At 47.6% G+C, this 18,707-nt stretch carries 17 protein-coding genes and 1 pseudogene; all 18 read left to right on the top strand.

Features of this window, described 5'->3' with window-relative positions:
* Positions 1 to 73: 73 nt before the first annotated feature.
* The 18 genes and pseudogenes from ESZ91_RS03890 (at position 74) to ESZ91_RS11570 (ending at position 18,507) form a co-directional block, all read left to right on the top strand.
* Positions 74 to 1,798 (top strand): leucine-rich repeat domain-containing protein, encoded by a 1,725-nt coding sequence (locus ESZ91_RS03890; protein ID WP_129224336.1) that lies wholly within the window; start codon positions 74 to 76, stop codon positions 1,796 to 1,798.
* Entirely contained in the window at positions 1,795 to 2,049 is a 255-nt protein-coding gene (locus tag ESZ91_RS11650; protein WP_161971040.1) for a hypothetical protein, read from the top strand. The genes ESZ91_RS03890 and ESZ91_RS11650 overlap by 4 nt, the downstream gene beginning before the upstream one ends.
* A complete protein-coding gene (locus tag ESZ91_RS03885) occupies positions 2,046 to 3,524 on the top strand; it encodes an MBOAT family O-acyltransferase (RefSeq protein ID WP_161971039.1) in 1,479 nt (492 codons plus the stop codon). Before ESZ91_RS11650 ends, ESZ91_RS03885 begins: the two co-directional genes overlap by 4 nt.
* 9 nt (positions 3,525 to 3,533) lie before the next feature.
* Entirely contained in the window at positions 3,534 to 5,099 is a 1,566-nt protein-coding gene (locus ESZ91_RS03880; protein WP_129224334.1) for a class I adenylate-forming enzyme family protein, read from the top strand.
* Between the two features lie 112 nt (positions 5,100 to 5,211).
* Positions 5,212 to 6,852: an MFS transporter gene (locus ESZ91_RS03875; protein WP_129224333.1), complete on the top strand. Its 1,641-nt coding sequence runs from the start codon at positions 5,212 to 5,214 to the stop codon at positions 6,850 to 6,852.
* 18 nt (positions 6,853 to 6,870) lie between these two features.
* Positions 6,871 to 9,279, top strand: a complete 2,409-nt coding sequence (locus ESZ91_RS03870) for a beta-glucosidase (protein WP_129224331.1) — start codon at positions 6,871 to 6,873, stop codon at positions 9,277 to 9,279.
* 5 nt (positions 9,280 to 9,284) lie between these two features.
* Positions 9,285 to 10,310 carry a glycosyltransferase family 2 protein gene (locus ESZ91_RS03865; RefSeq protein ID WP_129224329.1) on the top strand — a complete coding sequence of 342 codons (1,026 nt, stop codon included), beginning with the start codon at positions 9,285 to 9,287 and terminating at the stop codon, positions 10,308 to 10,310.
* A 241-nt stretch (positions 10,311 to 10,551) separates the two neighbouring features.
* The gene (locus ESZ91_RS03860; RefSeq protein ID WP_129224327.1) at positions 10,552 to 12,174 is read left to right on the top strand and encodes a DNA/RNA helicase domain-containing protein; all 1,623 of its coding nucleotides are present in this window, start codon (positions 10,552 to 10,554) and stop codon (positions 12,172 to 12,174) included.
* 176 nt (positions 12,175 to 12,350) lie between these two features.
* Entirely contained in the window at positions 12,351 to 13,250 is a 900-nt protein-coding gene (locus ESZ91_RS03855) for a LysR family transcriptional regulator (RefSeq protein ID WP_201270845.1), read from the top strand.
* Between the two features lie 92 nt (positions 13,251 to 13,342).
* Positions 13,343 to 13,672, top strand: a complete 330-nt coding sequence (locus ESZ91_RS03850; RefSeq protein ID WP_129224325.1) for a hypothetical protein — start codon at positions 13,343 to 13,345, stop codon at positions 13,670 to 13,672.
* Positions 13,673 to 13,687: 15 nt separating this feature from the next.
* Entirely contained in the window at positions 13,688 to 14,575 is an 888-nt protein-coding gene (locus ESZ91_RS03845; RefSeq protein ID WP_129224323.1) for an aldo/keto reductase, read from the top strand.
* A gap of 12 nt (positions 14,576 to 14,587) precedes the next feature.
* Positions 14,588 to 15,202: a flavodoxin gene (locus ESZ91_RS03840; protein WP_129224321.1), complete on the top strand. Its 615-nt coding sequence runs from the start codon at positions 14,588 to 14,590 to the stop codon at positions 15,200 to 15,202.
* Between the two features lie 20 nt (positions 15,203 to 15,222).
* Complete coding sequence (locus ESZ91_RS03835) at positions 15,223 to 15,738, top strand: flavodoxin (RefSeq protein ID WP_129224319.1); 516 nt, start codon at positions 15,223 to 15,225, stop codon at positions 15,736 to 15,738.
* A 3-nt stretch (positions 15,739 to 15,741) separates the two neighbouring features.
* Positions 15,742 to 16,485: pseudogene (locus ESZ91_RS11880) on the top strand (carboxymuconolactone decarboxylase family protein); the annotation flags it as partial.
* Between the two features lie 15 nt (positions 16,486 to 16,500).
* On the top strand, positions 16,501 to 16,923 hold the full coding sequence (locus tag ESZ91_RS11875; RefSeq protein WP_129226240.1) for a cupin domain-containing protein: 423 nt from the start codon (positions 16,501 to 16,503) through the stop codon (positions 16,921 to 16,923).
* Positions 16,924 to 17,193: 270 nt separating this feature from the next.
* A complete protein-coding gene (locus tag ESZ91_RS03820) occupies positions 17,194 to 17,559 on the top strand; it encodes a helix-turn-helix domain-containing protein (protein WP_161971038.1) in 366 nt (121 codons plus the stop codon).
* Positions 17,559 to 18,347, top strand: a complete 789-nt coding sequence (locus ESZ91_RS03815; RefSeq protein WP_129224314.1) for an ImmA/IrrE family metallo-endopeptidase — start codon at positions 17,559 to 17,561, stop codon at positions 18,345 to 18,347. Before ESZ91_RS03820 ends, ESZ91_RS03815 begins: the two co-directional genes overlap by 1 nt.
* A complete protein-coding gene (locus ESZ91_RS11570; protein ID WP_154071823.1) occupies positions 18,337 to 18,507 on the top strand; it encodes a hypothetical protein in 171 nt (56 codons plus the stop codon). Before ESZ91_RS03815 ends, ESZ91_RS11570 begins: the two co-directional genes overlap by 11 nt.
* Positions 18,508 to 18,707: the final 200 nt, after the last annotated feature.

Genomic DNA, 18,707 nt, shown 5'->3' with positions numbered 1-18,707 from the left:
TCGGTTCATTGTGTTGTTGGCCGCAGTCGTGGTACTATTCACGGGATGTACGGACTCTTCCGAAAAAAAAGATATGTTCGTCAGGGTCAGTATCGTCGAAAGCGTATTTTTTACGGCGGAAAATCCTTCCGGCACGGTCGAACGCGGCGGCGACTATACCGTGCGTTTGAAAATGTTGAAAGGATACGAGCCTCTGTCTTGCGATCATGCGTCGTTCAGCATAGATAAGAGGGGGGACGGAGAATATGAGTTGACTCTGCGGAATATCGAGCGCCCCGCAAGGGTAACTTTGTTTTCGAAAAAAACGGAAAAAGAACCCGCCGAAAATCCGGCAACGGAATGTGAAATATTATTTGTTTATAACGACGGCACGTCGGAATGTGAAACTGTAAAGTACGAACTTTCCGAACATATCCGTCCGAATACGCGCAACGGGAGCGGGATTTCGCGAAAGGGATACACTCTTATAGGCTGGAATACAAAGGCAGACGGCTCGGGCGAGCACGTAGGGCTGGGCAGCCGATATACGGTTGCGCAAGGTCAGAAGGCCGTTTTGTACGGAGAGTGGGTCAAGTGTCAGCCGGAAAGCGATTTTTTGTACAGCGTGCGGGCAGACGGTACCTTAAGTCTTACAGGATATAAGGGGACGGGAGATCAGGAGCCGTTTGCAATTCCGTCCGAAATCGCTGGAAAAACGGTCTCTGATATCGGCTATTCTTTTACGACAAACATTCCCTGCGGCGAGATATCCGCAAAAACGCTGATTCTGCCGGATACGGTCAAGACAGTATCCGATTACGCTTTCAAAAATTCACGCTTCGAAGAAATTTACTTTTTCGACAATCTCGAAGCGGTGGGCAGTAAATCATTTTCGCAGAAGATCAAAACATATCACGTCAATGCGGCGAAGGCGCCATGTTTGCTTAAATCCAATTATAACGCGAGGTTTGCGGACAATATTGATATTTTGATCGTAAACAAAGACAAAAGAAAATTGCTGTTTTTTGCAGGATGCAGTTTTGCTTACGGGCTCGACAGTGCGGCGGTGGAAGAGGCTTTCGGGGGCGAATACGTCGTTGCCAATTTAGGCATCAACGGTGAATTCGACGCGCTGTTTCAACTCGAATGTATATTGCCTTACATCGGCGTAGGCGACGTATTAGTCCATGCTCCCGAACAAATGAGCCCTTATCAGTTTTTGGCTTCCATGCGTTTGGACGGCCGCGTATTCGCCATGGTAGAGGGGAATTACGATTTGCTGGCATCGGTCGACTTTTCCTATTCGGACAGCGTGTTCGAGGCGTATATGATGTATAATAACCTGCGAGCGGGTCAGCCGCCCTGTAAATATTCGGACGATGCGGGGCTGTTCAATAAATACGGGGATTACTCCTTAGAACGTCCGTACGACGAGGCTACGGAAGTAGAAAGAGATGTTGCTTACAGCGAATCTTACATATATGATACGGGATTGCTGACGGAAGAAAATATCAGCCGCTTGGCTTCCGTCTATGAAAAGTTCGAAGATCTGGGGGCGCGCGTATGCGTGTCGTACGCGCCAATGAATCGTCATTCGGCGGAATCTGCGCAAATTTTTGAAAAGGCGGCGAATTTTGAGGACGAGTTGGTGCGCTTGCTCTCGCCCTATGGCTGCTTTGTGATTTCGGAGATATCCGATTACATTTTCGACGGACGATATTTTTATGATTCCGATTATCACCTGAACGACCTCGGCGTGCTGTTGAGAACGGAACGGCTGATCGACGATTTGTTTGCTGCGGGTATCGGAGGGGAATGATGAATAGCGTGTTTTTACGATCTCCGCTGTTGATTGCATTGATAGCGGCAGCGCTTGCAATCACCGCTGTTTCGCTTATCTGGCGCCAGTCGGAAAAATCGGGTATGTGCATAAGTTTCACGATCGTTGCAGGCGCTTTGGCATATGCGCTCGTCTTGGGGGCGAGTCTTTCGGAATGCGCGGCAGTCAGCATGATCTTTTTTCTGCTGAATCTCGTGAGGATCATGAAAAGAGGGGGAAAGGGTCGATGAATTTCAACTCCTTGTCCTTTTTATTGTTTTTGCCTTTGGTCGTATGCCTGTATTGGTGCCTGCCGCATAAATTCCGTTGGATACTGCTGCTGATCGCGTCGTACTATTTTTATATGTGCTGGAACGTAAAACTGATTTTTTTGATTTTGACAACGACGGCGGTTTCTTACGTTTCGGGACTCTGTATGGAGCGTGCGTCGAATATCCGCATAAAAAAGTTGATGCTCGGCATCACGCTTTTTGTTTGCCTCGGTCTGCTCGTTTTCTTTAAATATGCGGATTTTTTGTTGCAAAGTATTGTCGGCGCGCTGAATTTTTTCGGCGCGGATATTGTCGGTATTTCCCTCAATATTTTACTTCCCGTCGGCATATCGTTTTATACGTTTCAGACACTTTCGTATGTTATCGATGTTTATCGGGGGAAAATCCGCGCGGAAAGGCATTTCGGATATTTTGCCCTCTTCGTTTCATATTTTCCCCAGTTGGTGGCGGGTCCGATCGAACGGCCTGAAAATTTGCTTCCGCAGTTGAAAAGTCCGCAGAATTTAGACGGGGAGAACGTGAAAACAGGGTTGAAGTTTCTTGTTTCGGGTTTTGTCCAAAAATGTGTGATCGCTGATTTTTGCGGGATATATGTAGATAAGGTTTACGCAAATCTCGCTTCAAGCAATGCTCTCGCCGTTTTTATCGCTTCTGGGTTGTTTCTCATCCAGATGTATAATGATTTTGCGGGTTATTCAGAGATAGCAATGGGGGCTGCAAGGCTGATGGGCGTAAAACTCACGCGTAATTTCAACGAGCCTTTGCGTTCAAAAAGTTATACGGAATTTTTCCGTCGGTGGCATATTACGCTCAACCAATGGTTTACGGATTATGTATATATTCCGCTGGGAGGCAGCAGGAAAGGAAAATTGAGAAAGATCGTCAATACGTTGGTCGTCTTTTTTCTGTGCGGTCTATGGCACGGGGCGGATTGGACGTACGTATTATGGGGATTAACGGCCGGGATCTTTGTCTGCGCGGAAAGTGTTTTGAAAAAACCCGCCTTAAAATTGTGCGGAAAACTGCATATCCGTCCCGATTCGGGCATTTTGCCATTGCTGCGCTGGGGTATCGTTATGGTATTGTTCAGTTTGTCTGCGATACTGTTCCGCGCACAGAGTATAAGCGAGATCATTACGGCGTTCAATCGAATATTTACGGCGAACGGATTCGGAACGGGTTACTGGTCGGAATGCGCCGAACAACTCGGACTGAATGCGGGAAAACTTTTATTGCTGCTCCTTTCACTTTCCGTAATGATTCTGTTGCCGAAATTGACCGAATGCAATCACGCGCTGTTTCTTGGAGAGAAAAGAGTTTTGATATCCGAAACCACAGGAGCGATGTTCTTCGGAATATTTTGTATCGCTTTTTGTTGGCTTGCGCTTCTCTCACAGACAGACGCGAGCGGATTTCAATATTTTCAGTTTTAAGGAGAAAAAATGAGAATACCGAAACATAAGTCGGAGCAATGTAATAAAAATTTATACGACTATCTGCGTTCTTATGCAGAAATAGATGCGGCCAGGCCGTATATGGTCACGGAACAGGGAACGACGACGTACGGCGAGGCGTTGGAAACAGTGGAAAGTCTTGCGGCGTTTTTTATGTCGCAAGGATTAAAAAAAGGCAGTTTGGTCGCATTGCGTGCGACGCGTAATCCCGATACGATATTGTTGACGATCGCGCTGGGATGTTTCGGAGCCGTTACCGTTATGACGGATCCTCATGTAAAGGCGAGGGATTATGTGGCGCAGACAGGTGTGGATATCCGACCGGATTTTTACTTGACGAATGAAGATTTTTCCGAAGACATCAGTGCCGGCGGAGCCTGGAAACTGATCGGGGAACATAGTAAAAGCGATGTGGATCTGCGTCAAAAATTATTAGGACGGAAAGATTTTGTGCGTGCCGCCGCAAAACAAACGAAACCCGACGACCCTTTTATGATCATATTTACTTCCGGTTCGACGGGAAAGGCAAAGGCTGTATTGCTCAGCCATAAAAACTGTATTGCAAACCCTGTGGATGCCATGCCTCTTTTTGAAGAATGCGAAAAAGACAGGGCGATCGCATTGCTTCCGTTCAATCATGTATTCGGCTTTGCGGTCGCCGCCTGCGCAACTTTTTGCGGACATGGTATCGTGTTTCCGACGGATACGAATATAGATCGGGTGCTTTGGTGTATCGAAAAATTCAAAATAACTTGTATCTATGCCGTCCCTACATTTTTCATGGAATTGTTGCGCGACGGGCGGCATACGCGCTACGATTTATCGTCGCTCCGTCTTGGCTTGATGGCGGGAGCGCCTTTCACCGCAGAGCAGATGAGATATATAGAGGGGCAACTGGGATTACGGCTGATGCCCGGTTACGGCATGAGCGAATGCGTCGGTATCAGCACGTGCAGATACGCCGATTCGGTAGAAGAGCGCTCTGCAGGAGTGGGGCGGCTGTATCCCATGACCGAAGCAAGATTGACGGATGAGGAAGGAAATATTCTGCCGACGGGGCAGGAGGGTGAAGTATGCGTGCGCGGAATGACGCTGATGTTGGGATATTATAACGATGAAAGCGCAACTCGCGAAGTGATAGACAAAGAGGGTTGGATGCATACAGGGGATCTGGGATATTTCGACTGCAAAGGCATCTTACATATCAGCGGGAGAAAAAAAGAGATCATTATACGCAACGGAAATAATTTATCCGCAGTAGAGATCGAAAAGAAGATATGTTCTCTTCCGCATGTTTATATGGCGGCGGTGGTGGGAGTGTCGGACGAAAACTGCGGAGAGATTCCTTGCGCGGCGATCGTCTTGGAAAAAGGTTGTTCATTGACCGTGGAAAGGATAACGGAACTTGTAACGAGCGTCCTGAATAAACTCGAAATGCCTGAAAAAATCATAATTCTTCCGAGCATTCCTCTTACCGGTTCGGGTAAAATCGATAAACAGGCGTTAAAAGACCTTTTTAAAAATGACGAAATATCGAGTAAAAGCAAGATGTGATTACCTTTTGTTTTAAAAAATCGACCATATGTGGCAGGCATCTTCCTTTTATTTTGTCTGCATGATATAATTTAAATCATAAATTATATAACCGAGCGTACGAGGAGAAAAAATGAAGACGGAAAAAAGTATATTCGAAAAGGGCATACTGCGTACGAAAGTGAAGACGGCGAACGTGAAACCCGTGGAGGCAATGATCGGTTATCTGATCGGGCCGTTTTGCGGGATGCTGGCGAACTGCCTGTTCGGTACGTATCTCGTGGAGTATTTCCGCAAGGTATTGTTTGCGCAGGAACTCGCGGCGGGGAACACGGGGATCGAAACGTTTCTGACGTTGTTTCCGATCCTTTCCGCGGTGCTGATCGTGGCAGGGAACCTTGTCGCGGGTCAGATCATAGAACGGACGCGCACGCGTGCGGGGAAAGCGCGTCCGTACATACTGCTCTCGTCGGTGACGGTAGCCGTTGCGAGCGTGCTGATGTTTATCCAGCCCGTAGAAAATGCGGTATTCAAGATGGTATGGCTGGCAGTGGCGTACAACCTGTTCTATGCGGTGGCGTTTCCGCTGTACAACACGGCAAACAGCGCATTGGTTCCTATGTCTACGCGGAACGGCAAACAGCGCGGCTTTCTGGCGTCGCTGGTGAACATGGCGCTGTTGGGCGGGTCGGGCGCGGGCTCTATCGTGATGCCGATGATCATTTTGGCCTTTGCGAACGGGTTTCCCGGTCCCGCGGAAGGATTGCCCTCCTCGAACGGATATCTCGTTTTGTTTATCGCGATCGGAGTAATCACGTTTCTGGGTTGCATATTGCAGTACTATTTTACGCGCGAGAGGGTGACTGAGGAAAGCATAACGAGTCTTGCCGAAACGGAGAAAGTGAAAGGTCCGACGCTGGGAAAGCAGGCGAAAGCGATATTTGGCGACCGGTTTTTCGTTACGGCGATCATATTCTATCTATTGTTCCAGTTATCGGGCGGAATCAAGAACGGATCCATGATGTCGTTTACGAATAACATAAAGTTCGCGGGATTAGAGCCTGCGTTCGCGATGTCGATCTTAGGCATAGTCGGCGCGGTGCCGATGGCCGCGGCGATCCTGTTCGTGTCGCCGTTGTGTAACAAATTCGGGAAGAAGGCGGTCGTGTTGACGGGCATGACGCTCGGCGCGGCGGGCGGCGTGCTCGCGGGGATATTTTACGATAATTTTATCATGGTCGCGGTGGGCGTGGCGGTAAAATGTCTGGGATCCGCGCCCGCGGGATATATGATCCTGGCGATGCTTGCGGACTGTCTGGATCATATGGAGGCGAAAAACGGCTTCCGCTGCGACGGTTTGGCGATGTCGGTATACAGTTCAATCATGATCGCGTCGGTGCCGCTGGCGACGGGCATCATAAGCGGTGTGTTGGGCGCGTTCGGGGACGCGATCGGATCGGTTGTATCGTATATCTGGATAGAAACGATCGCGTACGCGCTGGCGGCGCTGGTCATGCTCTTTTTCGGCGTGGAGAAATATCTCGTCAAAGACCGCGAAACGGTGCTAGCGCGACAAAGGTCCGAGGCCGAGGCGGCCGGCATCGAGTGGGTGGAGCCGGAAGAGCGTCTTCGTCGGGAAGAGGCGGAAGCGGACCGTATGGCGGAGGAGGCCCGCATCGCGGACTTGAAAGCGTATTGCGAAAAGAAAGGTTTGGACTTTGCTGCGGAGGAAGCGAAATATCAGGAAAAACGCCGCAGGAAAGCAAAAAAATAAAGAGCGGGGCGAGCGGAAATGAACAAATCCGAAATCATAAAAAAGATGACGATCGAAGAAAAAGCGTCGTTTCTGTCCGGGCGGGATTTCTGGTCTACGACGGAATACGAGAAATACGGCATACCGTCGATGTTTCTGTCGGACGGGCCGCACGGCGTGCGGAAGCAAGCGTCGGCGAGCGACCATCTGGGTTTGAACGCGAGCATCGCAGCGACCTGTTATCCCACTGCGTCTGCGATGGCGAACAGTTGGAATACGGCGCTGGGCGAGCGTTTGGGCGAAAGACTCGGCGAGGAAGCCGCGTCGCAGCGGGTGAACGTGCTGCTGGGACCAGGGCTGAATATCAAGCGAAATCCGCTGTGCGGCAGAAATTTCGAATACTTTTCGGAAGACCCTTACCAGGCGGGCAAGTTGGCGGCGGCATATATCCGCGGCATACAGAAAAACGGCATCTCCGCGTGCCCGAAACACTTTGCCGCGAACAATCAGGAAGAGCGCCGCATGGTCATCGATTCGGTGGTTGACGAACGTACCCTGCGGGAGATATATCTTACCGGTTTCGAGATTGCGGTCAAAGAGGGCGAGCCGAAAACGATCATGTCGTCGTACAACCGAGTCAACGGCACGCACGCCAACGAAAACGAACATCTGTTGCGGGAGATCCTGCGGGACGAATGGGGTTACGGCGGCGTGGTGGTGAGCGACTGGGCAGGCAGCAACGACCGCGTGGCGGGATTAAAAGCGGGCAACGAATTGGAAATGCCCTGTTGCAGATACGGGAACGAGGATATCGTGCGCGCGGTCAAAGAAGGCCGTCTGGACGAAAAAATCGTGAACGAGAGCCTGGTACGGCTTTTGGACCTTATATTCGAAACGGACGGCGCGCTGAAAGACGCCCCCGAACAATTCAACGAGTCGGAACATCATTTATTTGCCTTGGAGTGCGCGCGCGAAAGCGCGGTGCTGCTGAAAAACGAAAAAAGTGCGTTGCCGCTGACGAAAAAAGAAAGGGTATGCGTGGTAGGCGATTTTGCGTGTAAGCCGCGGTATCAGGGCGCGGGCTCGTCGGTCGTGAATCCGACGCGTCTCGATAGCGTGCTCGGCTGTATCAAAGAATATCCGCTGCAATATGTCGGGTATGCGCAAGGGTACGAGCGATACGGTAAGAAAAACCAAAAGTTACGGAAAAAGGCGGTGACTCTCGCCGAGTCTGCGGATACGATCTTGTATTTTGTCGGCTTAGACGAGGTGAGCGAAGCGGAGGGTATCGACCGCCGCGACATGAAACTTCCGCAGAATCAGTTGGAAGTGCTGACAGAACTGACGCGTCTCGGCAAAAAAGTGGTTGCGGTGTTGGTCGGCGGGAGCGCGGTGGAATTCGGTGCGCTGGAACAGTCGGACGCGATCCTGTACGCGTGTTTGGGCGGCCAGGCGGGAGCGCGCGCGATCTTGGATATCCTGACGGGAAAGATCAACCCGTCGGGCAAACTCGCGGAGAGTTTTCCGTATGCGTGGAAGGACTGTGCTTCATCATCGCGCTTTCCCGGCAAGGCGATGAGCGTGGAATACCGGGAGGGGCTGTACGTCGGGTATCGTTACTTTTCCACGGCGAAAATACCCGTGCGGTATCCGTTCGGGTTCGGACTGAGTTATACTAAGTTCGAGTATGCCGATCTGCGCGTTACGCAAGAAGGCGTATCGTTTACCCTAAAAAACATCGGGGAACGCGGCGGCGCGGAGATCGCGCAGATGTATATCGGCAAGCAGGACGCACAAGTGTTCCGCCCCGCGATCGAACTGAAAGGTTTTGCCAAACAGTTTCTGAAAGCGGGAGAAAGCAAAACGATCGAAATACCGTTCGATGAATATACGTTCCGTTATTATAATGTAGGAACGTCGCGCTGGGAGACCGAAGGCGGCAGATACGAAGTGTATATCGGCGCGTCGAGCGAAGACTTGCGTCTAAGCGGTAGCGTCGAGATCTCGGGCACGGGCGCGGAAACGCCGTACCAAAAAGAGGAATTGCCGAGTTATTACTCCGGCAAAGCGAACGACGTCGGCAAGGAAGAGTTTGCGCGGCTTTTAGGACGCGAAATTCCGTATCCGGGTTATAAGTTCTATAAAAAGCGCCGCATGGTGATCGACGAAAACAGCACGGTGGCAGATCTGCGGTTTTCGCGTCGCTGGATCGGCAGGTGGTTCTCAGGCGGAGTACGGTTCGCGCACGCGTTCTTATGGAAGATCGGCAAGCGTCCGCTGGCAAACACGCTGATGATGGGAGTGATCCATCAGCCGATCCGCGGCATGGCAAAATTCGGAGGCATGAGCCGAAGGCAGATGGAGGCGATGCTCATGGTGTTCAACGGCCATGCGTGCAAAGGGCTTTTTCGGTTTCTGAGCAAAGGAAAGAAGAAAAAGGAGGACTGAAAACAATGTATCTGATCACGTTTGCCGTTCCGTGTTACAATTCGGCGGGATATATGCGACGGTGTATAGATACGCTTCTTACCGGCGGCGAGGACGTGGAAATCATCATCGTCAACGACGGCTCGACGGACGAAACGGGAAAGATCGCAAGGGAATATGCGGAACGCTTTCCGAACGTGACGGCGGTGAATCAGGAAAACGGGGGACACGGTTCGGGAGTGAACAAAGGTCTGGAACTCGCGCGGGGCTTATATTTCAAAGTCGTGGATTCGGACGACTGGCTCGAAACCGCAGCCCTGCATACGTTGCTGGATACGCTGTGGGAGCATCTGGAACAGGATACGCCCGCAGATCTGTACCTGACGAATTTCGTATACGAAAAAGTGGTGGAAAACGCAAGGTTCGTGAGGCGTTACACGGAGAATTTCCCGCAGGGAAGACTGTTCGGCTGGAACGAGGTGAAACGGTTCCGTAATTCCAACGTGTTGTTGATGCACTCTATGCTGTACCGCACGGATAAACTGCGTGAAAGCGGGGTCGTTTTACCCGAACATACTTTTTATGTGGATAATATCTTCGCCTATAAACCGTTGCCGTATACGAAAAAACTGTACTATATGAATATCGATCTGTATCGCTATTATATCGGCAGGGAAGACCAGTCGGTGAACCGTGAGAACATCGTGAAACGATACCGTCAGCAGATCCGCGTGATGAAAGAGATGTTGAACGCGTACAGTTACCGTGATTTGAATAAATTGCAGAGCGGCTTGTCGCAGTATATGAAGCACGATCTGGGCGTGGTGATGACGCTGACGATGATGTTTACGACGGGAGGCAAAGAAAACATAGCGGAACGCAAGATCGCTTTGAAAGAACTGTGGGAAAACTTGCGCAGAAAAGACGAGAAAATGTACTCATATCTGCGCCGAAGTTATCCCGCGCTCGTAAACTGGCTGCCGTTCCGTTTATGCGGCACCGTCATGTCCTGCGGTTATAAATTTTTTCGCAATAAATTGAAATGCAGTTAAAGTCTAATAGTTTTTACATAGCGTTATACCTTACTTAAAAGAAGTTGAAAGGTTTCCAAAAAGCCTTTGATGCTTTTAAAGTAATCACCGACTTTAACCGTGTTTAGTAACTTCTAATTTGACTTTTGCAATATAAAATGCTAAAATATAAACCTGACCGCAGAGAAGAAACGATACCCCAAAATATGTTGTTTAACCGTCTTTTTTGCACGAATATTTATTTTTTAAGCAGAAAACTCATATGATAAAACTTGAAATTTTCACTCATCCTTTTGCCGATTATAAAAATCTTAACCTTCCTTGGGACTACCACTGCCTGTATATTCTTGAAAACGGCAAGCAGGTTTATATAGGCGAAACAAAGGATATCGCGCGGAGGAACAAGGAACATCTGGCGCCGTATGATTTGTGCGGGAAGTTTACATTCGACAGAATACACGTGATTACGGGCGAGGACTTCGAGGAAACGCCCGCCAAGCATTATGAAGATTTGCTTATCCGCCTTATGCACGCGGACGGGAAATTCGAAGTGATAAACCGCAAAATGGGCGATTGGACGCACTATAAAAGAAAAAACGACTTCGAACTTTCGTTCGACAGGCTGTGGCCCGAGTTGGAAAAAAAAGGCCTGGTAAACGAAAAGCATTTTTATTCTGTGCTGAATAAGGGCATGTACAAGTACTGCCCCGACATGATGCGCCTCACTGAAAAACAGCAGGCGGCGCTTAAGAGCATAATAAACGCCATAAATTCAAAGGAGACTTTTCCTACAAACGAAAAATTCCGAAGCCGCCCCATACTAATAAGAGGCGACGCGGGCTGCGGCAAAACGGCGGTAGCCGTATCACTATTCTATTATCTTAAAACGCATACCGAATACCGAAAATTAAAAACGGGACTGGTTTACGCCAACCCTTCCACCCGCAAAGAAATAAAAAAGGTGTTTTCAGGCACGCCTGAACTGAACAAAGAGGACGTAATATCGCCAGTAGAAGCCACTAAACGTCGCTATGACATACTGATATGCGACGAAGCGCAGAGGCTGCGCCGAAACAAGAACATAGGCTATTATTTAAGAGCGTTCGAGGAGGGAAACAAGAGGCTTTCGTTAGACAATTCGCACGACGAACTTGACTGGCTTCTTGCCGCTTCAGACCGCCTTATTCTGTTTTACGACGGTAAGCAGATAGTAAGCCCCTCAGATATACCCGAAAACAGTTTTGAAAAGCGCGTTTACGACCGCTTCAGAGGCATACGACCGATAGATCTCGACGAGCAGATGAGGATACGCGCGGGCGCGGAATATACCCCTTACGTTTACGACGTTTTATTTCAGAATACCGACAGATCAAAGAATTTTGAAAATTACGATTTCAGACTTTTTACCGACTTTGCCGAAATGAGAAAAGTCCTTTGCGAAAAGGAAGAAAAATACCGCCTGTGCAGAATTTGTTCGGGCGGTTACGGCTGGAAATGGGTATCTAAAACCAACCCCGAAACGCCCGATATCGTTATAGACGATTGCGGTGTAAAATGGAACAGGCAGTCGGGCGGCTGGCTGGAAAACGACAAAGCAAAAGGGGAAATGGGCAGCATATATTCCCTCGCAGGTTTGGATTTGAACTATACGGCGGTGGTTTTCGGACCCGAACTTTACTTCGACGCGCAGGAAAACAAAATAATGGTTGACAGAAAGAATTATTACGATAAAAAGATAAAGCGGGGCGTTTCGGACGGCGAACTGAGAACTTTTATTTTAAATTCCTATGCTGTACTTATGACGAGGGGCATTCGCGGGACTTACGTATACGTCTGCGACAAAAACCTGCGCCGCTATTTGGAAAAATTTATCCCGACGGCGTAGCGGAGTGCGGGCGATAAAAGTTTAATGGAGCGACGGCGTTGTTTGAATCAATACTAAAAACCGAGAACTGTATACTTTTTTAGATAATAAAAAAGGAGCAGTTTTCGTATTTCTCATAGGGAATTTTTTGTAAGCCGCAGTAAGTTATGTTATAATGATATAAATAAAAATTGTGCATGGAAAAGATTATGGAACTTCGGGTATTAAGGTATTTTTTGACGCTTGCAAGAGAGGAAAATATATCAAGGGCAGCCGAGGCATTGTACATTACGCAGCCCACGCTCTCCCGCCAACTTGCCGAGTTGGAAGAAGAACTCGGTGTCAGACTGTTTGAGCGGGGCAAAAGAAAGATTGTTTTAACCGAGGACGGCATACTGCTGCGCCGTCGCGCGGAAGAAATGATCGCGCTCGAACAGAAAGTGGAATGCGAATTTCGCCAAAAAGAATATGATTTAAGCGGGGTTATTTCCATTGGTGCAGCGGAAACAAAAGCCTCCGAAATTTTTCCTAAACTAATCACTTCCTTCCGCGCGAAGTACCCTGCGGTAACTTTCGATATTCAATCCGACATTGCCACTCATGTAAAGGAAGGCTTGGACAGAGGTCTGATTGACGTGGGGCTTTTGATAGAGCCGGGCGACATCGATAAATACAGTTTTATTCGCTTAGGCATAGACGACAGATGCGGTATCTTAATGAGTACGGATTCGCCGTTGGCGCAAAAGGATTACATAACCATAGACGATTTGATCGGATTGCCGATCGTGGCGAATAAGCGGCCGTCCGTTCAATCCTTTTATCGCAATGCTTTGGGCGAAACTTACGATCAACTGAACGTAATCGCCACCTTCAATCTTGTCAACAACGCAGCCCACTTTGCCCGACAGAATTTAGGGTACGTTTTTACCGTCGAAAGCACGCTTACGGAAGCGAGCGGCTTGGGAACGTGTTTCAAACCGTTTTATCCCGAAATACGTCAATCTACATTTATTATCTGGAAAAAATATCAGCCTGTGAACCGTGCTGTCAAGAAGTTTATTGAAGAAATTATTATGCTTTATGGGCATAGTGAATGATACAAACCAAGTATTTTACATATTTAAATAGAAAAATTATAATATAAGTGCAGAAACGTCGTACTGCACTTATATTTTTTTGCGGAGAAACCATGAAACTGAAAGATCTGCGCGAACAATGCGCTTTAAGCGAAACCGAACTTATGTTTTACAAAGATAAAGGATTATTTGACGAAACGCTTTGCAGCGACAGTGAACTGACCGATGATTCCATTGAAATTTTGTCTGCAGTCTCGCTTTTCCGCGAAGCGGGACTTGGGAAAGAGCAAATCGCAGAATTTTGTATATGTAACGACGTAAAAAGAAAAATTCAGATTTTAAGAAAAGCGCGGGATAAATTATTGAACGAGATGCATTGCGCGGGACAACTTCTGGATAAGGTAGATTTTATCCTATATAATTTGCAGCATAAAAACAAATAATCAAGGAGTTAGATTATGGAATATGTAACTTTATCGAATGGCGTGAGGATGCCGCAACTCGGCTACGGCGTGTATCAGGTATCGAAAGACGAATGCGAACGCTGCGTTCTCGACGCGCTCAAAGTCGGATACCGTCATATCGACACGGCACAGAGTTATTTCAACGAAGAAGAAGTCGGCACCGCTATCGCGAAATCGGGCATTCTGCGCGAAGAAATTTTTTTGACGAGCAAGGTCTGGGTGGAACATTACGGCTATGAACAGACGAAAGCGTCCGTATACGAATCGCTGCGCAAACTCAAAACCGATTATATCGACCTTATGCTCCTGCACCAACCCTTCGGCGACTATTACGGTGCATGGCGCGCTCTGGAAGAATTGTACGGAGAAGGGAAATTAAGATCTATCGGCATATCCAACTTTTATCCAGACAGAATGGTTGATCTATGTTCGTTCAGCCGAATTCGTCCGATGGTGAACCAAGTGGAAACGCATCCGCACAATCAGCAGACAGAAGCACAGAAATGGATGCAGAAATACGGCGTGCAGATAGAAGCATGGGCGCCGTTCGGAGAAGGTCGCGGCGGACTGTTCACCGACGGGACGATTGCAAAAATCGCCGCAAAGTACGAAAGAACGGTTGCGCAGATCATTTTGCGCTGGGAATTACAGCGCGGCATCGTAGTGATTCCAAAGTCTGTTCATATCGAAAGGATGATAGAAAATTTTAACGTATTCGATTTTGCCCTTTCCGACGAAGAAATGGCGATTATGGCAACTCTTGATAAAAAACAAAGTTCGTTTTTTTCTCACACCGACCCCAATATGGTGGAATGGTTTGTGCAGATGGTTGAACAACGAAAGAGCAATCACGATCACAGCAAAGATAAAAAGAAGTGGTAAGGAACAAAACTTATGAAAAAAACATTTATCTTAATTTTATTGGCGTTCTGCCTGGTATTCGCTTTTACGTTTACCGCATGCAACGATAACGGCGAGAACACGGTACCCGGTGACGGTAATTCGAGACCGTCCGAAACGTCGAATATTTTAATCGTATATTTTTCAGCAACCAACAATACCGAAAGGATAGCCGGATACATTGCAGATGCGACGAACGGCGTTACGTTTGAATTATCGCCCGTAAATCCGTATACAAGCGCCGATTTGAATTATTCCGATCGTAATAGCCGAGTTTATCGCGAATATGAGAACGAAAATTTAAGGAACATCGAATTGGTATCTGCAATCGTAAATAATTGGGATAGTTACAAAACGGTGTTCGTCGGCTACCCTATTTGGTGGGGAATTGCGGCGTGGCCCATAAATAACTTTATAAAAAATAACGACTTTACGGGAAAAACCATAATTCCGTTTGCGACGTCTGCAAGTTCGGGATTGGGACAGAGCGGAGCGTTGCTTGCTCAAATGGCAGGTACGGGAAATTGGCAAGAGGGAATGCGCTTTTCTTCGGGCGCATCCCGTTCAACCGTAACCGAGTGGGTAAACACTCTTAATTTAATCGCTTAATTTGCAAAGGAGATACGATTATGCCGAAAATTATAACCGTTTACTATTCGCGCAAAGGCGAAAATTATTGGAACGGAAGCATTCAAAATTTGAAGAAAGGCAACACGGAAATCGTTGCGGAATTTGTTCAAAAAAACGTCGGCGGCGATCTGTTCGAGGTGGAAACCGTAAAAGAATACGCCAAGGACTATTATGCCTGTTGCGATGAAGCGCAAAAGGAACTTCACGCGAACGCCCGCCCCGAACTCAAACTTTATCCCGCCGCGTTGGACGGATACGACGTTATCTTCGTTGGTTATCCGAATTGGTGGGGGACTATGCCCATGCCGATGTTTTCCTTGCTCGAAAAATACGACTTGAAAGGTAAAAAGATCGTGCCGTTCTGCACCAACGAGGGCAGCGGTATGGGATCGAGCGAACGCGACCTTGTTAAAGTCTGCAAGGGAGCGACCGTGATGCGTGGACTTTCCGTTCGCGGCACAAAAGCGGCTGAATCCGAAAAACAAGTCGCGGAATGGGCGAAAAGGAGTATTTAAATTATGGATATAACGGAAAACGCAAGGCGTTATCACGAAAAAATATTTCCGCATTATCAATCGGAGTTTGCGCAAACCGATCCTGAATTTATCGAGCGGTTTGACAATTTTGCCTTTGGAGAAGTAATAAACAACGATGACCTTGACGACAAAACGCGCTTTATTGCGATTGCCGCCGCGCTTATCGGCTGTCAAGCCATAGACGAATATAAGGTAATGCTGCCCGCCGCTCTCCGCTTCGGGATTTCTCCCGTTGAAATAAAGGAGATCGTCTATCAGTCGGTTGCCTATGTCGGCATCGGCAGGGCGTTCCCTTTTCTGAAAGCGACGAACGACATTTTGATCGCGCAGGGCGTTTCCCTCCCCCTTGAAGGACAAGCGACCACGACGACGAATAACCGCCGTGAGAAGGGGGAACAGGCGCAAATCGATATATTCGGCGAAAGTATGCGCGGTTTTGCTCAATCGGGCAATCCCGAAACGCGGCATATCAATAAATGGCTTGTGGAAAACTGCTTCGGCGATTATTATACGAGAACGGGGCTCGATTATAAACAGCGCGAGATGATTACCTTTTGCTTACTTGCCGCACAGGGCGGTTGCGAGTCGCAACTTATCTCTCACGCAAAAGCGAATATCCGTATCGGAAACGATAAAAGTTTTTTAGTCAAGGTCGTTTCGCAGTGTTTGCCGTATATCGGCTACCCCCGTTCCCTCAACACAATCCGATGCGTGGAAGAAGCGGCAAAAGTTAAGAACAAAATGGATCGGGAGAATCTAAGCGTGTTCCCCGTAGGCGAAAAGAATGAAGCCTATGCTGAATATTTTATCGGCCAAAGTTATCTCAATATGCTCTCAACGGAACAAGTCGCAATCGGAAACGTAACCTTTGAACCCCGTTGCAGAAACAATTGGCACATTCACCGCGCAGATAAGGGCGGCGGTCAGATTTTGCTCGTTACGGCAGGAAAAGGCTGGTATCAGGAATACGGACGGCAGCCCCGTGCGTTAAAAGCGGGTGACGTCGTCAATATTCCCGCAAACGTAAAACATTGGCACGGCGCGGCGAAGGACAGTTATTTTCAGCATCTGGCAATCGAAGTTCCTTCGGAAAACGGACGTACGGAATGGTACGAACCCGTATCCGACGAGGAATACGATAAGATCTCGGGGGATGTAAAATGAGAAAATGGTTGATCTACGGCGAATTCAACATATTTTTCATATTCGGCAGTAAATGGAATTTGATTGATAAAAGTACTCGGAGAAATTCTCCGAGTACTTTTATCAATCGCCAGAAAGATATAAGTATAAATTTATAAAATTTTAAAATTATCTGTAAAAAATTGGAAAAAACATTTGACAAACATATGTTCGTATGTTATAGTATTAGTAATCTGTAAGCAGATAGCTGACAGAGAGCGGTCAATGCAAGTCAATATCGGAGGAGAAAAAATGACGTTCGGCGAAAGTTTACAGAAACAGAGAATCGCCAAAGGGCTCAGTATGCGCGAACTTGCTTTAAGAGCAGGGTTCACCGCGCAGTATCTGAGCGATATTGAATACGGTAAAAGGGCGGCACCGGAAAAAGATGTTTTGGATAACCTCATCAATGCGTTGGATTTGACCGTAGATGAGGAACGGCTTCTCTATGATCTTGCTGCAGAGGAACGCAACAGCCTGGCGCAGGATATTCCGAATTATATTAAGGGAAACGATATTATTATCCGGGCGTTAAGAACGGCAAAAGATGTAAACGCCGGCGTGGAAGAGTGGCAAAATTTTATTGATGCAATGAAAGAAAGGAATAAGAGGGACTGATGGTCGATTTTGATTTGCAGAGATATCGAAAGGGATCGCGGCTGATGTTATCGAAACGGGATATAGAAACCATCGCAGACGCAGTTCTGCAGGACTTTAAGCCGCAAGCCTTAAAAGATCCGATTGCTTTGAGTGCCGACGAATTTTTAGAGCAGTATTTAGGCTGTCATCTTCGATACGAAAATTTATCAAACAACGGTTCAATATTGGGAATGGTGGTTTATAACGGCGGGAAACTTATCGTATACGATAAAGACAACGATAATATCGAAGAAATATTTCTACGCGGAAAGACAGTGCTGATAGATAACCTTTTATTGGCGGAAGAGCAGCGCGGAAGATATGAATTTACAGGTTTTCACGAGGGCGGACATTGTATCCTTCATCAGCCTGAAACGGTTTCGGGATTTTTTGATCATCGAAAAACGATCGTTTGCAGGACGAGTGAAACGTTTGCAAGATTTAAAAATCTAACAACGGATGAGGATTGGGCGGAATGGCAGGCCGATTATTTTTCTGCGTGCATGAAACTGCCCCGCAGGATCGTGAGGATGGTTGCGATCGACGCAATGCGGGGGATCGGTGTCAAGAAAGACTGCGTTACGTCTTATGAGCGAGATGTATATCGGGAATGCTGTGAATATCTGCCCAGACTGATCGCTTCGATATTCACGACGTCCAGAACTGCCGCCAAATACAGGTTGATGGAACTGAAAATATTAAAAGAAAAACGCGTTCAGCCGATCGTGTTTCAAAAAAATTCAGAGGGGGTGGAGTATGTCTGCTAATGTATTTTGTCCCACTTGCGGCGCTAAAATCTGCGAGATCGAAAAGAGTCGGGATCTTAAAATCAAATGCAAAAAATGCAAGAGTGAAGTGACCATCGACAAAGATGAAACAAAGTTAAAAGTGGAAATCGTCGATAAAAACTTTAACCCGGGCGGCTGAATAGCGTATGAAAAATTACATATCGAGTACTTTTTAAAATGAGTTCGTGCCGATGAACAGAATTCGGAGAACAACGAAAAGAAACTCAAATTTGTGACGAGGCACAGGCGGTCAAAGAGCCGCGAAAGCCCGGACAAATAGAATGACCCTGAGAGGGGGAATTTATTTGTCCGGGCTTTTTTATTTTACGAAAAAGGAGA

The organism is Candidatus Borkfalkia ceftriaxoniphila (genome assembly GCF_004134775.1).
In the GTDB taxonomy this organism is placed as follows: domain Bacteria; phylum Bacillota; class Clostridia; order Christensenellales; family Borkfalkiaceae; genus Borkfalkia; species Borkfalkia ceftriaxoniphila.
Note: the sequence above shows the minus strand (reverse complement) of the source record. Positions and strands in the feature narration are given on the sequence as shown.

Excerpts from the sequence above, each read along its gene's own strand:
- ESZ91_RS03890 (WP_129224336.1), top strand. The coding sequence starts at position 74 with ATGTTCGTCAGGGTCAGTATCGTCGAAAGCGTATTTTTTACGGCGGAA.
- ESZ91_RS11650 (WP_161971040.1), top strand. The coding sequence starts at position 1,795 with ATGATGAATAGCGTGTTTTTACGATCTCCGCTGTTGATTGCATTGATA.
- ESZ91_RS03885 (WP_161971039.1), top strand. The coding sequence starts at position 2,046 with ATGAATTTCAACTCCTTGTCCTTTTTATTGTTTTTGCCTTTGGTCGTA.
- ESZ91_RS03880 (WP_129224334.1), top strand. The coding sequence starts at position 3,534 with ATGAGAATACCGAAACATAAGTCGGAGCAATGTAATAAAAATTTATAC.
- ESZ91_RS03875 (WP_129224333.1), top strand. The coding sequence starts at position 5,212 with ATGAAGACGGAAAAAAGTATATTCGAAAAGGGCATACTGCGTACGAAA.
- ESZ91_RS03870 (WP_129224331.1), top strand. The coding sequence starts at position 6,871 with ATGAACAAATCCGAAATCATAAAAAAGATGACGATCGAAGAAAAAGCG.
- ESZ91_RS03865 (WP_129224329.1), top strand. The coding sequence starts at position 9,285 with ATGTATCTGATCACGTTTGCCGTTCCGTGTTACAATTCGGCGGGATAT.
- ESZ91_RS03860 (WP_129224327.1), top strand. The coding sequence starts at position 10,552 with ATGATAAAACTTGAAATTTTCACTCATCCTTTTGCCGATTATAAAAAT.
- ESZ91_RS03855 (WP_201270845.1), top strand. The coding sequence starts at position 12,351 with ATGGAAAAGATTATGGAACTTCGGGTATTAAGGTATTTTTTGACGCTT.
- ESZ91_RS03850 (WP_129224325.1), top strand. The coding sequence starts at position 13,343 with ATGAAACTGAAAGATCTGCGCGAACAATGCGCTTTAAGCGAAACCGAA.
- ESZ91_RS03845 (WP_129224323.1), top strand. The coding sequence starts at position 13,688 with ATGGAATATGTAACTTTATCGAATGGCGTGAGGATGCCGCAACTCGGC.
- ESZ91_RS03840 (WP_129224321.1), top strand. The coding sequence starts at position 14,588 with ATGAAAAAAACATTTATCTTAATTTTATTGGCGTTCTGCCTGGTATTC.
- ESZ91_RS03835 (WP_129224319.1), top strand. The coding sequence starts at position 15,223 with ATGCCGAAAATTATAACCGTTTACTATTCGCGCAAAGGCGAAAATTAT.
- ESZ91_RS11875 (WP_129226240.1), top strand. The coding sequence starts at position 16,501 with ATGGATCGGGAGAATCTAAGCGTGTTCCCCGTAGGCGAAAAGAATGAA.
- ESZ91_RS03820 (WP_161971038.1), top strand. The coding sequence starts at position 17,194 with ATGACGTTCGGCGAAAGTTTACAGAAACAGAGAATCGCCAAAGGGCTC.
- ESZ91_RS03815 (WP_129224314.1), top strand. The coding sequence starts at position 17,559 with ATGGTCGATTTTGATTTGCAGAGATATCGAAAGGGATCGCGGCTGATG.
- ESZ91_RS11570 (WP_154071823.1), top strand. The coding sequence starts at position 18,337 with ATGTCTGCTAATGTATTTTGTCCCACTTGCGGCGCTAAAATCTGCGAG.